We start from the raw sequence: 13,386 nt of genomic DNA, 5'->3' as shown, positions 1-13,386 counted from the left end.
ATGATCCAAACAGAAAACTTGACCAAAACCTATGGCAAGCTGCTTGCTCTGTCTGATTTGTCCCTGAAAATCGAAAAAGGAAAGGTTTTTGGATTTATCGGACCGAATGGAGCGGGCAAATCTACCACCATGATGATTTTATCCACCTTGTTGGCGCCTTCTTCGGGGAAAGCATTTGTGGCGGGTTACGACGTGATGAAAGACCCAAAAGCAGTCCGCCAATCACTGGGATATATGCCTGACTTTTTTGGGGTGTACGATAATTTAAAAGCAACGGAGTATTTGAATTTCTATGCTGGCGCATACAACATCCCGCAATCGAAGCGTACATCACTAATCGCCGATTTGCTGGAATTGGTGAATTTGTCCAACAAAGCCGATGCGTATGTCGATTCCTTGTCCCGGGGGATGAAGCAACGTCTGGGTCTTGCCCGCTGCCTTGTTCACAGCCCTGAGGTGCTTATCCTCGATGAACCAGCTTCTGGACTTGATCCACGAGCACGTATTGAGATGCGTGAAATTTTGAAACAACTTCGAGCTATGGGCAAAACCATTTTGATCAGTTCGCATATCTTGCCTGAGCTGGCAGAGTTGTGTGATGAAATTGGTGTTATTGAAAAAGGAAAGCTGATTGCTTGTGGATCGGTTGATGAAGTAAGCGTCGGTACACGTGGAATTTCAGTCATGATCCTCAAAACGCTGAACAACGAAGAACTCGCCCAACAGTTAATGGCTGCTTCTCCCTTTGTCCGCAGATTGGACCATAAACAGAACCATTTCCGATTCCACTTTACCGGAACGGATATGGATAAAACTGCGCTGTTGCAGCAATTAATTACAGCGGGTGTAGCTGTGGTTCATTTTGGTGAATCCAAAGAGAATCTGGAAGACGTATTCCTGGCAATTACGGAAGGAGTGGGGAATTGATGGGCTCCTTTTTCAGCAACCCCTTGTTAGTAAAAGAATTACGTGAGCGATTCCGCAACAAGAAGACAGTCTGGCTACTCGCCCTTTACTTGTTTGTCATGGGTGCGATCCTTTTGGGCTTTATGTATGTATCGCAGATGAACCAGATTCTTTATCCCGGAGAAAATAGGGAAGTGTTCATCCTGATTGCGGTCATCCAATATATGATGATCTGTTTTATCGCGCCAGCATTGTCGGCGGGGGCGATTAGCGGGGAGAGAGAGCGGCAGACGCTAAATATTCTGCTTACTACACAGCTATCTCCACGCAGGATTGTTTTAAGCAAATTACTCACTTCCCTTGCGTTTATCTTTTTGCTGGTGGTCGCCTCCTTACCACTGTACAGCTTTGTGTTTTTGTATGGAGGAATATCTCCGACGCAACTGCTTACCTTGATTGGATTTTTCGCCGTTAACATCGTTTTCTTTGGTTCTCTTGGGTTATTTTGCTCTACCTGGATCAAACGAACGGGTGTCAGTACCATTACTGCCTATGGATTAGCGTTTTTCGTTGTTGTTGGTACAGGATTGCTTTACGTTTTCATTGGGCTTTTGCTTCACGAGCTCTACCCGTTGGTTTATCAGAACGATCAGGCATGGGCGATTCCAGCGATGCAGGTCCTCGGTGCATTAAATCCTGTATTGGTTATGTTTGATACGCTTGGTGAAGCAATTGGGCCATTGAACAGCTTTTTTATGCCGCAATGGGCATTTTTCATGATCGTGTACAGCGTATTGAGCGTAATCATTGTCGCGTGGAGTGCGTATCTTCTCCGACCTCAACGTCGTTAGGGTTGTACCAGGAATTGGACTATGTGTACAATAAAGTGGTCAACATTCTGGAGGAGGGTTTTCATTTATGGACGATCAGAACAAACAGGAAGTGCAAATTGTAGATTTCGAGGAATTGCTTGTGTATATTGAAGAGCGTCTGGCGAGAGCCCAAATGAAAGTCGGAAGAGATGAGATTATCACCATCCTTCAGGCAGAAGAGGCGTTCCTCATGGAAAAAGGCATCATTGAGGAAATTACAGAATAAAATTCACGGGTGCGTCACATTCTACACAGGATGTGACGCTTTCCTATCGGCTTGCTGGATAAAGAAGTTGTTTCTTCGAAGTAGCATCTGTATACTGTAATGGAAGTGTAAACCATAAAAAGGTAAGGACGTGAAATAAATGTCGAACGAACTAGAGAACAAAGATTTAGAAGTAGGCGACGTGATTAGCTTAGATGATGAGAACGGTGAGTCCATCGGTGATTTTGAAGTTATCGCCATCTATGATGTTGACGGTAAAGAATATGTTGCCTTGACACGTCCACTTGATGAAGAAGAGCTTGAAGAGGGCGGAGAAGAACTCGAAATCTTCGTTTTGGGTCTTGAAGGTGGAGAATTGGTTCCTTTGGAAGAAGAGGAAGAAACCAAGGCTTTTGCAAAATTAGATGAAATTCTTGAAGATATCGAATTAATTCCACATGATCATGATCACGATCATGATGAAAAATAAAAGACAAGCGCAATGTGCTTGTCTTTTTTCATTTGATAAAAAGTTTGGGGCCCCGCCAGATGCCAGCAATAGCTTGTGTCTGGTGGGTTTTTTAACTCATCGGGATGATGTTGTCCTTGAGGTCCCGAACCAGTAATATGATCGTTTTATCGGTTTCCTGCAATTCTCGAACTAGGGCGGAAGCCTCATCTTTAGTTAGTCCTAAATGCTCTAATTTACTGCGCAGTTCTTCACCGCCATTGTCAAAAAAATGTGCCTTTGAATCAATATCACCTACAGCACTCTCGAAATGAGTACTGTACTTATAGAAGTTGTTCCGCTGATTGGAATGGTTTTTATCAGGGTTCCACTTGAGTACATAGATGTCGTCTTTGGCATACCCGGATGAATTGAGAGCTTGTATATCGGACACGAGTTCCTGATCGTATTTATGAAATTTCACAAACGGTTTCGTTGCACTAATCATCCTTCGTCCTCCCTTTCGCAATCGGAATGAATGTCATGTTTTAGTGTTACCTGAATCCCATTTCATTACCCTGCAATCCAGTGAATTCTTTCTCGTCTTGAAAACGTTGTCCAAACAACATAAAATGAAAGAAGGTTTATTGGAGATTGATGGGAACGTGTGATCACAGCCATCTTGCCTACGCAGGATGGCAATTTTTATGCGAAGGCGTATTGTTTTTTCTTTTGTGTAAATGTTATGGTATAAAATAGCGATTACTTGTTCGTATCGGGGTCTTATTTATTTGTTGAGGGGAGAAGCGAATGACTGAAACAAATACAGCACTGTCATATACAGAAGATGATATTCAAGTCCTGGAAGGATTAATTGCGGTTCGCAAACGCCCGGGTATGTACATTGGCTCTACGGGTTCCAGAGGATTACATCATCTCTTATGGGAAATTGTCGATAACGCCAAGGATGAAACCTTGGCTGGATTCAACGATAAAATTGTTGTGACGCTCTTTGAAGACGGGAGCGTGAGAATAGAGGACTTCGGTCGAGGCATTCCAACAGGGATGCACAAGACGGGGCGACCTGTGCCAGAAGTGATTTTTACGACGCTGCATGCTGGTGGAAAGTTTGGCGGTGGCGGATACAAGAAAAGCGGTGGACTGCATGGCGTTGGTTCCAGTGTAGTTGTTGCCTTATCCAAGTGGTTAGAGGTTGAAATCCACCGTGACGGCAAGATTCACAAACAACGTTTTGAGTATGTCGTCGATGAGCAAGGAATCGAGCATGTGGGTAAACCAGTGACGTCTCTTGAAATCATCGGGGAGACCAAACGAAAAGGGACAACCGTTACCTTTCTACCGGATGAAGAAGTGTTTACAACCAATCGCTTTGATTACGAGTTGATTCGTGATCGTTTCCGGGAAACCGCCTTCTTGTTAAAAGGCTTGCGAATGGTGTTAATCGATAAGCGGGCAGCACAGACTCGTCGAGACGAGTTTTACTTCGAAGATGGGTTGAAATCGTATATCGATTACCTGAACGAGGGCAAACACACGCTCCATCCTGTCGTTTACTTCGAAGGTGAAAAGGACAACGTATATGTAGAATTGGCTTTCCAATACAATGACGGGTACAGTGAGACACTGGTCTCCTATGTAAACTCGGTGCCAACCAATGATGGGGGGACTCATGTAACCGGATTCCGCAACGGTACTACTCGTATATTTAATGAGTATGCCCGTCGCAAGGGGTATTTGAAGGAAAAGGATGCCAATCTTTCCGGGAATGATCTCAGGGAAGGATTTTTGGGTGTGCTTTCTCTACAAATGTCAGATGTCCAATTTGAATCCCAAACAAAAGACAAGTTGGGTAATGAAGAAGCACGTACCATTGTCGAACAAATTGTCTCCGAGAAGCTCGGTTTCTACCTGGAGGAAAATCCAGAGATCGGGAAGCTGATCGTCGAAAAAGCAATCCGTTCTGCAGAGATCAGAGAAGAGCTCCGCAAACAACGGGAAGCATTACGTGGCGACAAAAAGGGCAAAAACAATAAAAAGCGCAAATCAATTTCGGAGAAGTTCACTCCACCGCAATATAAGGACTCGAAGCGCAATGAATTGTTCCTCGTGGAGGGTGACTCTGCAGGCGGTTCGGCCAAGCAAGCTCGTAACTCAGAGTTTCAGGCGATTTTCGGTCTGCGAGGCAAGCCGTTAAATACGGAGAAAGCCAAGCTTTCCGAGATTCTGGCTAATGAGGAGTTCCGCACGATTCTCGAAGTGATTGAGACCGATATAGGCGAAGATTTCTCCTTGGAAAACTGTGCTTTCGATAAAATCATTATCATGTCCGATGCCGACGTCGATGGATCGCATATTCAGGCATTGCTGCTCACCTTCTTCTTCCGCTACATGCAACCGTTAATTGCAGCAGGGAAATTGTACATTGCTCAACCACCTTTGTATCAGGCATTAAAAGAAGGGAAGAAACCGGAAGCGATCTACTGCTGGGATGACTATGAGCTGGAGCGTGCACTGAAGAAGCTTGGCCGTGGTGTTACGATCCAGCGCTATAAAGGATTAGGTGAAATGAATCCTGACCAGCTCTGGGATACGACGATGAACCCTGAAACACGCAAATTGATTCAGGTATCATTAGAAGATTTGGCTCATAGTGAGAAGCTCGTAACGGTTCTCATGGGTGATAAAGTTCCACCTCGCCGTGAATGGATTGAAAGCCATGTCACCTTCGAAGTGGGAGAGGATGAATAAGGATGTTATCCAATCGAATCATTGAACAAAGCTTTACCGAGATCATGGGAAAACGATTCGGTGACTATGCCAACCTGGTTATTCTTTCCCGAGCGATTCCTGATGCTCGTGATGGATTGAAGCCGGTACAGCGCCGAATTTTGTATGCAATGTATCAGGAAGGCAACACCAATGACAAACCATATCGTAAATCTGCAAAAACAGTCGGTTACGTAATGGGTACGTACCATCCACATGGAGACGCTGCGATTTACGAAACGATGGTGCGTATGGCTCAATGGTGGAAAATGCGTCAGGTATTGATTCAAGGTCACGGGAACTTTGGTAGTCTGGATGCCGATCCGCCAGCAGCGATGCGTTATACCGAATCACGTCTGTCAGCGCTTGCCAATGAGATGCTTCGTGATATTGAAAAAGATACAGTCACGTTCATCCCGAACTATGACAACTCCACTGAACAGCCTGCCGTGCTTCCGGCAAGATTCCCTAATCTACTCGTAAACGGAGCGTCCGGGATTGCGGTAGGTTTTGCGACAGACATCCCGACACATAACCTGAGTGAAGTTATCGACGCAACCATTGCGCAAATGAATCATCCCGAAATTACACTGGATGAGCTGTTGCAGCATGTCAAAGGGCCAGATTTCCCAACAGGTGGAATCGTGCAGGGCACTTCAGGCATCCGCAAGGCGTTCGAGACAGGACGAGGGCAGTTTATTATCCGTGGACGTACAGAGGTAGAGGAACCAAAAGGAAGCAAAGTGAAAAAAATCGTTATTTCCGAAATTCCTTACGATGTGGTTAAATCTCGTCTTGTTGCCCAGATTGACGAACTGGTCATGGAACGCAAGATTGAAGGGGCCCTCACTGTTCGTGATGAGACAGGACGCAAGGAAGCCGAACAGAAAAAGGTTCGCATTGTCATCGACATCAAAAAAGAAGCCGATGCTGCGCCTATTATTCAATATCTGTATAAGAACACGGATTTACAGATTTACTACAACTACAATATGAATGCCATCCATGAAGGCACAATCAAGCAGATGGGCCTCAAAGATTTGTTGGCTGCCTATATTACGCATCAAAAAGAAGTAGTCACCAGACGCTCTCAATTTGATCTGAACAAAAAGCAAAACCGAGAGCACATCGTCGAAGGTTTGATTCGTGCCAAGTCGATCTTACGAGAAATCGTAGACACAATTATGGCTTCTGAAGATCGTGCCGACGCCAAGCGCAACATCATGGAGAAATACGGTTTTACAGACATCCAGGCCGATGCAATCCTGAATATCCAGCTTGCTTCACTGACTCGAATCGACATTGTAAAGCTGGAAAAAGAGTTGGCTGCATTAGCAAAGGAAATCAAGGAACTGCAATCAATTCTTGGCAGTGAGAAAAAACTGATCCAAGTCATCCAAAAGGAATTGACTGAGATCAAAGAGAAGTACGCAGAACCTCGCCGTTCCGAAATTCAAGGGGAAATCGAGGATATCAAGATCGACATTGCGATGCAAATCAATGCGGAAGATTGCATTGTGACGCTAACCAATGGCGGATATATTAAGCGGACGAGTCCTCGTTCCTTTAAATCAATGGGAGGAACGATTGAAACGTGCGGAGTAAAAGAGCGGGACAAAGTGAAGTCTTTCATCGAAACCAACACGTCCCATACGGCTCTGTTCTTCACACAGGACGGTAAATACTTTGCTATGCTGGTAAATGACATTCCTGATGCGAAGTGGAAGGATATTGGAACCGCACTGGTTAACGTCATCCCACTGGAAAAGCAACAGCGAATCGTAGGCTTTGCGATCGTCGAGAACTTTAAGCAGCCGCTATTTGTTTATCATTTGACGTCTTCCGGTTTGATTAAAAAGACAGTTCTCTCCGAATACGAGACGAACCGCTCAGGAGCAATCCTTGCTGCCAAGCGCAAGACAGACGACGATGAGTTCGTAACGTGCTTCCTCGCAGGTGATCAGGGAACGATTACGGTTGCGACGCAGGAAGGAATGGGCATTCGCTTTGCACTTCAGGAAGTCTCTGCAACAGGTCGAGCTTCTTCTGGTGTAAAAGCGATTCAGTTGTCAAAAACCGATCATGTCATCGCAGGAGTTGTCGGGTTGGCTGAAGATGAACGAGTCATTTCGATCTTTACGAAAGAGGGAATTATCAAGCGAACCAACCTGAAAGACATCCCTGTTCAAGGACGTGCAGGGAAAGGTGTGCAGATGATTCGCAAGCGAAAAACAACACCGCATGTCATCATCGCTTCCTACCTGGAAGAGTCAAACCGTATCAAGCTGTATGTCCAAAACGAGTCTAGTGAACTTCACCTAGTAGACGTTGACAAGGTCTCGGTAAATGAGCAGGGTGGGATTGGTCGAGTAGTAATAGAAGGCAAAGTTGTTGACATTCTGTTTGAGGCAGCATTGCCAACGGATGAGGCACAGAAACAAACAGCAGAAAAGCCGGAGGGAGCTTTACCTGTTTCCCCTTTGGATGAAGCACCAGTTGAGCAGGTCAGTCTGTTTGACGACGGAATTGATAAGAAGGAGTCCTAAGATGTCAAAGCCATTTGAGCCATTTGCGACGGATCTGAACTTTTTACAGCTCTCACTTTTGCTTGATACTGTCAGTTATTTTGAGGAAGCGCCGAAATTGATTTCGTTACCAAGTGAGAGTGGAGCGGTTGCAGTTCCTCTCTTGTCTGATACTTTGCGTGTTATGTTGGGACATGGAAATGAAGAGAGTCCAACAGACAAACGCCCCTATTCCTTCCGCTTCGAATGGACGGATGAGGCACAAAAGAAAGGAACCGTTATCGTAACGTTGCCTTCCTCAGAAGAATTGAAACAAGAAACGGACCTATCATTATTTTCTGCGATTTAGTTATTTCCTAGGCAAGCGCAAATTTCGCTATTTTTGGCGTGTGATACATCATCGTTTGTCGAAGAGTTTAGTTTCTCGCGGGTTAAATTTTTCAATTGGGAAAAACTATACTCGGAGGTGAACGTGATGGAACGTAATTTTCATGTTCGTGGGCGTGAGCTCAATTTTGCCACAACCTACGATGGAGATGCGCAGTACAACGTCCAGGTTCGAAGTGGTGATAAACTCATTACGATGTTAAAGGTAGCAGGAGAGCAAGAAACGGATGCTCTTGAATCTGCCGTTGCCCAATTTCAGGCAGAAGTTGATTTAGGGCACATCAAATTATAAGACAGCACTCAAACGAAAAACTGTTAGGATATCCTAACAGTTTTTTTATTTTGTTTTATGAAAATCGATTCGACTTTTTTCATACCATGTAGAGCTGTCACTTGCAAAAATAAAGAAAAACAAAATGTAGTTTTGATTACAGAAAATGGCATTTGTTTTCGGATATTCTTGCAATACAAGGAAATCAAAGGGGTGCTATCATTGAAAAAAGTTGCAAAATCGGCAATGCTGACAATCTTCTCATTGTCACTAGTATTCAGCAGTTTACCAGCTTTGGCAAAAGAGCATAGTAATTCAAATGGTAAAAGGGAAGTAAATATTGAAGCAAAAGAGGGATTATCCTTACGTTCATCATCATTAGTAAAAAAACTTTCTCACTTGGAGTCTTCCTCGAAACTGGTGATCGTTCAATTAGAGGGGCCCATTCAGGAGGAGTGGAAAGAACAATTGGAGGAAGCAGGAGCAGAGTTGGGTGACTACATCCCGGATTATGCTTTTATTGCAAAAGTCGCAGATAAAAAAGACCGAAAACAGATCACTGATTTGCCATTTGTCAAACGGATCTCTCCATTCCATGCGGCCTATAAAATAGCCCCAGAACTGGCAAACGATTTGGACAGCAAGAAACAGCAAAAAATCACCGTGGTTGGGTTCAATAAACAAGACGATGTTGCCAAAACCGTCAAGAAAATTTCTTCCAAAATTGACGATGTTGAGCGATCAGCTTCCAAGCATATCGCCACGCTCTCCGCTTCAGGGAAAGAAATAGAGAAGCTGTTGGAATCAGATGATGTGATCGCTGTAGTACCTGTATATGAAAATAAGCTTTTCAACGATGTGGCAGCAAAAATCATTCATTCTGACAAACTAGAGGGTATCGGGTATACAGGTAAAAATCAAATCGTTGGTGTTGCCGATTCCGGTCTTGATACGGGCGATACAAGTAATATTCATCAAGATTTTACAGGCAGAATTAAAAAATTATATGGAATCGGTCGCCCTGGAGATCCAAGCGATCCACATGGTCACGGTACTCATGTGGCGGGTTCTATTTTAGGATCAGGCAAAGCCTCAGGTGGTGATTACAAAGGAATGGCTCCTGATGCCAAGTTAGTTTTCCACTCATTTTTGACAGAAGACGGTAAACTAAATACCGACCTTGAAACGATATTAAATGATGCTTATAAAGATGGAGCCCGAATCCACTCCGATTCATGGGGAGCACCCGTTGAGGGAGAATATACTGAGAGTGCTGCATATACCGATGAATTCTTATGGGAACATAAAGATATGACCGTTCTGTTCGCTGCTGGTAATGAAGGAGATAACGGGTATAAAACGATTGGCAGTCCGGGTACAGCCAAGAATGTCATTACAGTAGGTGCCTCTGAAAACTATCGGCCGAATTATTGGAACGCTGATAATATCGATGAAATTGCTTCTTTCAGCAGTCGTGGGCCCACTGTAGATGGAAGGATCAAACCTGATATTGTAGCGCCGGGCACTTATATTTTGTCCACCCGCTCGTCCTTGGCGCCAGACGGAAATTTTTGGGAACTTTTTAATGACGATTACGCATTCATGGGCGGAACCAGTATGGCCACGCCAGTCCTTGCGGGTGGTGTGGCACAGGTAAGACAATTTTTGCAGGAAAAAGGAGTATCCAACCCGAGTGGAGCCTTACTGAAATCCATGCTGTTAACTGCTGCTGATCTAACGACAGGCTACATGGAAGAACAAGGCTTTGGTCGAGCAAACCTGCAAGCAACGATTGAAACTACTTTTGTAGATGAGACAAAAGGCTTACAAACAGGGAATACGGCAACATATACAGTGGATGTAACGGATACCTCGAAGCCGTTTGCTGCGACCGTTGCCTGGACGGATTATCCTGCCTCGCTGGTTGCAGAGCGCACGTTAGTCAATGATATCAATATGATAGTCACTTCTCCAAGCGGTAAAGTATATCACGGTAATGATTATGATGAAGACACGAGTGATGAATTTGACAACCTGAACAACGTAGAACAGGTTTATCCTGAAAGTGAAAAAGGCAAGTGGACAGTCCAAATAATTGGAAAAAACATTGTGCATGGACCTCAACCATACGCACTCTCAACAAATGGAAAGCTTGAAAATACGGGAACAACCCCAGATATGACCGAGATAACCAAAACGGGAACAGTAACGACAACGACGGGTGCAGGCAAAAAACGTTACCAAGAATATTCCATTTCCGTCAAGAAAAAAGGGAAGATCACCGCAACCCTTGATTGGGAAGGCGATGCTGACCTGAATCTCTTCCTTAAAAACAGTAAGGGGAAAGAAGTAGCAAAATCAGCTACCAAGGATAATCCGGAAACCATTGAATTCGATGCGACGACGACAGGGACATACAAGGTTCGTGTCTATGCACAAAAAGGTACTGGCAAATTTACTTTGAAGGTAAGCTATCCGAAAAAATAATTTGAAATAACAGGAACGTTACCAAAATTCTATAAACCATATGAAGCGCCCCCTTTCAATAATCATTGGAAAAAAACCTTGTGTTTTCCGATGAATACAATAGGGGGCGCATTTTTCTTTGCATAAAAAGGGGTACCTTCTCTCTTTACTTCTGGAAAAGGCGGTATATAATGGAATAGTCTTATTTTACTAGGTGTTCGAAGGGGTGCTACACTTGAAAAAAGTCGTAAAATCGGCAATGCTTACAATCTTTTCACTCTCACTTGTATTCAGCAGCTTGCCAGTTTTGGCAAAAGAGCAAACAATCTCACGTGATGACAGTGATCTGAAAATTGAGTCAAAAGAGGGCTTATCCTTACGTTCTGCAACTTTGGTAAAAAAGCTCTCTCAGTTAGAAACTTCCTCAAAACTGGTAATTATCCAATTGGATGGCCCGATACAAGAAGAGTGGAAGGAACAATTAGAGGATGCGGGAGCAGAGTTAGGTGATTATATCCCTGATTATGCGTTCGTGGCGAAAGTCGCTGACAAAAAAGACAGGAAGCAAATTGCCGAGCTTTCATTCGTAAAGCGTGTTTCCCCTTTCCAGGCAGCTTATAAGCTGGCACCCGAACTGGCAAAAGATTTGGACAGCAAGAAACAGCAGAAGGTTGTTGTCGTGGGATTCGATAAAAAGGAAGATGTCGCTCGAAATGCGAAGAAACTATCTTCCAAAATTGACGATGTCAAAAGCACCCCATCCAAACATATTGCAACCCTTTCTGCTTCCGGAAATGAAATTGAGAAGCTGTTAGCGTCAGATGATGTGATTGCCATATTACCTGTCTACGAAAAGAAATTACGAAATGATGTGGCAGCGCAAATTATCAAATCTGATAAATTGACGAGTACAGGATATACCGGCAAAAACCAAATCGTTGGTGTTGCTGATTCTGGGCTTGATACAGGAGATCCGAACGATATCCACCCCGATTTTGTGGGCAGAATCAAGGAGATTATTGCTGTGGGTCGCGCCGATTCCGGAGATGCGAGTGATCAAGGCGGACATGGAACACATGTTGCAGGCTCCATTGTTGGTACCGGAGCTGCCTCAGCAAATGGTGAGATTAAAGGATTGGCACCAGAGGCGAAACTGGTTTTCCACTCCATGGACGATGAAGAACAGAACCTGATGGGTGATCTGAATGAAATGTGGAGTGAAGCTTACGAGCTAGGGGCACGTATTCATTCAGACTCATGGGGTGTAGACGACTTCGGGCAATACGGTGATCTTTCTTATCAAGCAGATGCGTTCTTGTGGGAAAATAAAGATATGGTTGCTTTAATTGCTGCGGGCAACTCCGGTGAAGAAGGAGATTACACCGTAGGCAGTCCTGCTACAGCCAAGAATGTAATCGCAGTGGGCGCTTCGGAAAGTTACCGACCGGAGTTTACGATTTCAGATGACCCTAATGAGGTTGCCATATTCAGCAGCCGAGGGCCAACCGAAGATGGCCGACTCAAGCCGGATATCGTAGCCCCTGGAACCATGATTTTATCAACCCGTTCTGCTTTTGCACCGGACGATAGTTTCTGGGGACTCTTCGATGACTACTACGCCTTTATGGGTGGTACGAGCATGGCAACACCAGTCCTTGCCGGGGGAACTGCACAGGTAAGACAGTTCTTGCAAGAAAAGGGTGTAAAAAACCCGAGTGGTGCTTTGCTTAAATCCATGCTCTTGACCGGAGCAGATGATTTGAAATTACCGTTAAAAGACCAAGGCTACGGCCGTGCAAACTTGCTGGCCTCTATCCAAACAACTTTTGTAGATGAGACAAAAGGGTTACAAACGGGAGGCAATGCCAGTTACTCAGTGGAAGTCACCGATACTTCGAAGCCATTTTCTGCAACGATTGCCTGGACGGACTATCCGGCATCGATGATTGCACAACGGACACTGGTCAACGACTTGAATCTCGTCGTCACATCTCCAAGCGGCAAAGTGTACAACGGAAACGATTTTGATGAAAAGCCTGGCGATGAAGTGGACAACTTGAATAACGTGGAACAGGTCTATGCAAAAAGTGAAAAAGGCAAATGGACGGTAAAAGTAACTGGTAAGAATGTAGTGTACGGCCCGCAGCCATACGCGCTCTCAAGCAATGGCAAGATTGCAGGAGCAGGTACCACACCGGAGCTGACGGAGATCACGAAGACTGGCACAGTAAAAAGTACAAGCCAAAAGCCTTACGTTGAATACTCCATCTCTGTGAAGAAAAAAGGCAAGGTTACTGCTACCCTCGAATGGGAGGGCGATGCTGACCTGAATCTCTTCCTTAAGAACAGTAAGGGTAAGGACGTAGCAAAATCAGCTACCAAAGATAAGCCAGAAACATTTGAATTTGATGCAACGACGACAGGAACGTACAAAGTTAGAGTCCATGCAGAAAAGGGTACAGGCAAATTCACGTTAAAAGTGAGTTATCCCGGAAAATAAGAAAGAATCTCTTGAATGA

The 13,386-nt window shown here is 44.5% G+C and carries 11 protein-coding genes; 10 read left to right on the top strand and 1 reads right to left on the bottom strand.

Going from position 1 to position 13,386, the window contains the following annotated elements; translation table 11 throughout:
• The 4 genes from ACPW7N_RS00185 to ACPW7N_RS00170 all read left to right on the top strand — a co-directional run bounded on the left by ACPW7N_RS00185 (position 1) and on the right by ACPW7N_RS00170 (position 2,473).
• Positions 1-927 carry an ABC transporter ATP-binding protein gene (locus tag ACPW7N_RS00185; RefSeq protein WP_425648966.1) on the top strand — a complete coding sequence of 309 codons (927 nt, stop codon included), beginning with the start codon at positions 1-3 and terminating at the stop codon, positions 925-927.
• Positions 927-1,757, top strand: a complete 831-nt coding sequence (locus tag ACPW7N_RS00180) for an ABC transporter permease (protein WP_425648965.1) — start codon at positions 927-929, stop codon at positions 1,755-1,757. Before ACPW7N_RS00185 ends, ACPW7N_RS00180 begins: the two co-directional genes overlap by 1 nt.
• A gap of 67 nt (positions 1,758-1,824) precedes the next feature.
• On the top strand, positions 1,825-2,004 hold the full coding sequence (locus ACPW7N_RS00175) for a hypothetical protein (protein WP_425648964.1): 180 nt from the start codon (positions 1,825-1,827) through the stop codon (positions 2,002-2,004).
• A gap of 139 nt (positions 2,005-2,143) precedes the next feature.
• Complete coding sequence (locus tag ACPW7N_RS00170) at positions 2,144-2,473, top strand: DUF1292 domain-containing protein (protein WP_425648963.1); 330 nt, start codon at positions 2,144-2,146, stop codon at positions 2,471-2,473.
• A 91-nt stretch (positions 2,474-2,564) separates the two neighbouring features.
• On the opposite strand, the gene ACPW7N_RS00165 is transcribed toward ACPW7N_RS00170, so the two are convergent.
• Complete coding sequence (locus ACPW7N_RS00165) at positions 2,565-2,939, bottom strand: YflT domain-containing protein (protein WP_425648962.1); 375 nt, start codon at positions 2,937-2,939, stop codon at positions 2,565-2,567.
• A 302-nt stretch (positions 2,940-3,241) separates the two neighbouring features.
• Between ACPW7N_RS00165 and ACPW7N_RS00160 the strand changes: the two genes are divergently transcribed.
• The 6 genes from ACPW7N_RS00160 (at position 3,242) to ACPW7N_RS00135 (ending at position 13,367) form a co-directional block, all read left to right on the top strand.
• A complete protein-coding gene (locus ACPW7N_RS00160; RefSeq protein WP_425648961.1) occupies positions 3,242-5,200 on the top strand; it encodes a DNA gyrase/topoisomerase IV subunit B in 1,959 nt (652 codons plus the stop codon).
• A 2-nt stretch (positions 5,201-5,202) separates the two neighbouring features.
• Complete coding sequence (parC, locus tag ACPW7N_RS00155) at positions 5,203-7,764, top strand: DNA topoisomerase IV subunit A (protein WP_425648960.1); 2,562 nt, start codon at positions 5,203-5,205, stop codon at positions 7,762-7,764.
• Between the two features lies 1 nt (position 7,765).
• A complete protein-coding gene (locus ACPW7N_RS00150) occupies positions 7,766-8,092 on the top strand; it encodes a hypothetical protein (RefSeq protein WP_425648958.1) in 327 nt (108 codons plus the stop codon).
• 126 nt (positions 8,093-8,218) lie between these two features.
• Complete coding sequence (locus tag ACPW7N_RS00145) at positions 8,219-8,422, top strand: hypothetical protein (protein ID WP_425648957.1); 204 nt, start codon at positions 8,219-8,221, stop codon at positions 8,420-8,422.
• A 192-nt stretch (positions 8,423-8,614) separates the two neighbouring features.
• Positions 8,615-10,888: a S8 family serine peptidase gene (locus ACPW7N_RS00140; RefSeq protein ID WP_425648956.1), complete on the top strand. Its 2,274-nt coding sequence runs from the start codon at positions 8,615-8,617 to the stop codon at positions 10,886-10,888.
• Between the two features lie 205 nt (positions 10,889-11,093).
• The gene (locus ACPW7N_RS00135) at positions 11,094-13,367 is read left to right on the top strand and encodes a S8 family serine peptidase (RefSeq protein WP_425648955.1); all 2,274 of its coding nucleotides are present in this window, start codon (positions 11,094-11,096) and stop codon (positions 13,365-13,367) included.
• Positions 13,368-13,386: the final 19 nt, after the last annotated feature.

The sequence above is a fragment of the Brevibacillus nigriterrae genome (assembly GCF_049846925.1).
Taxonomy (GTDB): Bacteria; Bacillota; Bacilli; order Brevibacillales; family Brevibacillaceae; genus Brevibacillus_H.
Note: the sequence above shows the minus strand (reverse complement) of the source record. Positions and strands in the feature narration are given on the sequence as shown.

Coding starts and splice junctions, on each gene's coding strand:
- ACPW7N_RS00185 (WP_425648966.1), top strand. CDS start 1: ATGATCCAAACAGAAAACTTGACCAAAACCTATGGCAAGCTGCTTGCT.
- ACPW7N_RS00180 (WP_425648965.1), top strand. CDS start 927: ATGGGCTCCTTTTTCAGCAACCCCTTGTTAGTAAAAGAATTACGTGAG.
- ACPW7N_RS00175 (WP_425648964.1), top strand. CDS start 1,825: ATGGACGATCAGAACAAACAGGAAGTGCAAATTGTAGATTTCGAGGAA.
- ACPW7N_RS00170 (WP_425648963.1), top strand. CDS start 2,144: ATGTCGAACGAACTAGAGAACAAAGATTTAGAAGTAGGCGACGTGATT.
- ACPW7N_RS00165 (WP_425648962.1), bottom strand. CDS start 2,939: ATGATTAGTGCAACGAAACCGTTTGTGAAATTTCATAAATACGATCAG.
- ACPW7N_RS00160 (WP_425648961.1), top strand. CDS start 3,242: ATGACTGAAACAAATACAGCACTGTCATATACAGAAGATGATATTCAA.
- parC (WP_425648960.1), top strand. CDS start 5,203: ATGTTATCCAATCGAATCATTGAACAAAGCTTTACCGAGATCATGGGA.
- ACPW7N_RS00150 (WP_425648958.1), top strand. CDS start 7,766: ATGTCAAAGCCATTTGAGCCATTTGCGACGGATCTGAACTTTTTACAG.
- ACPW7N_RS00145 (WP_425648957.1), top strand. CDS start 8,219: ATGGAACGTAATTTTCATGTTCGTGGGCGTGAGCTCAATTTTGCCACA.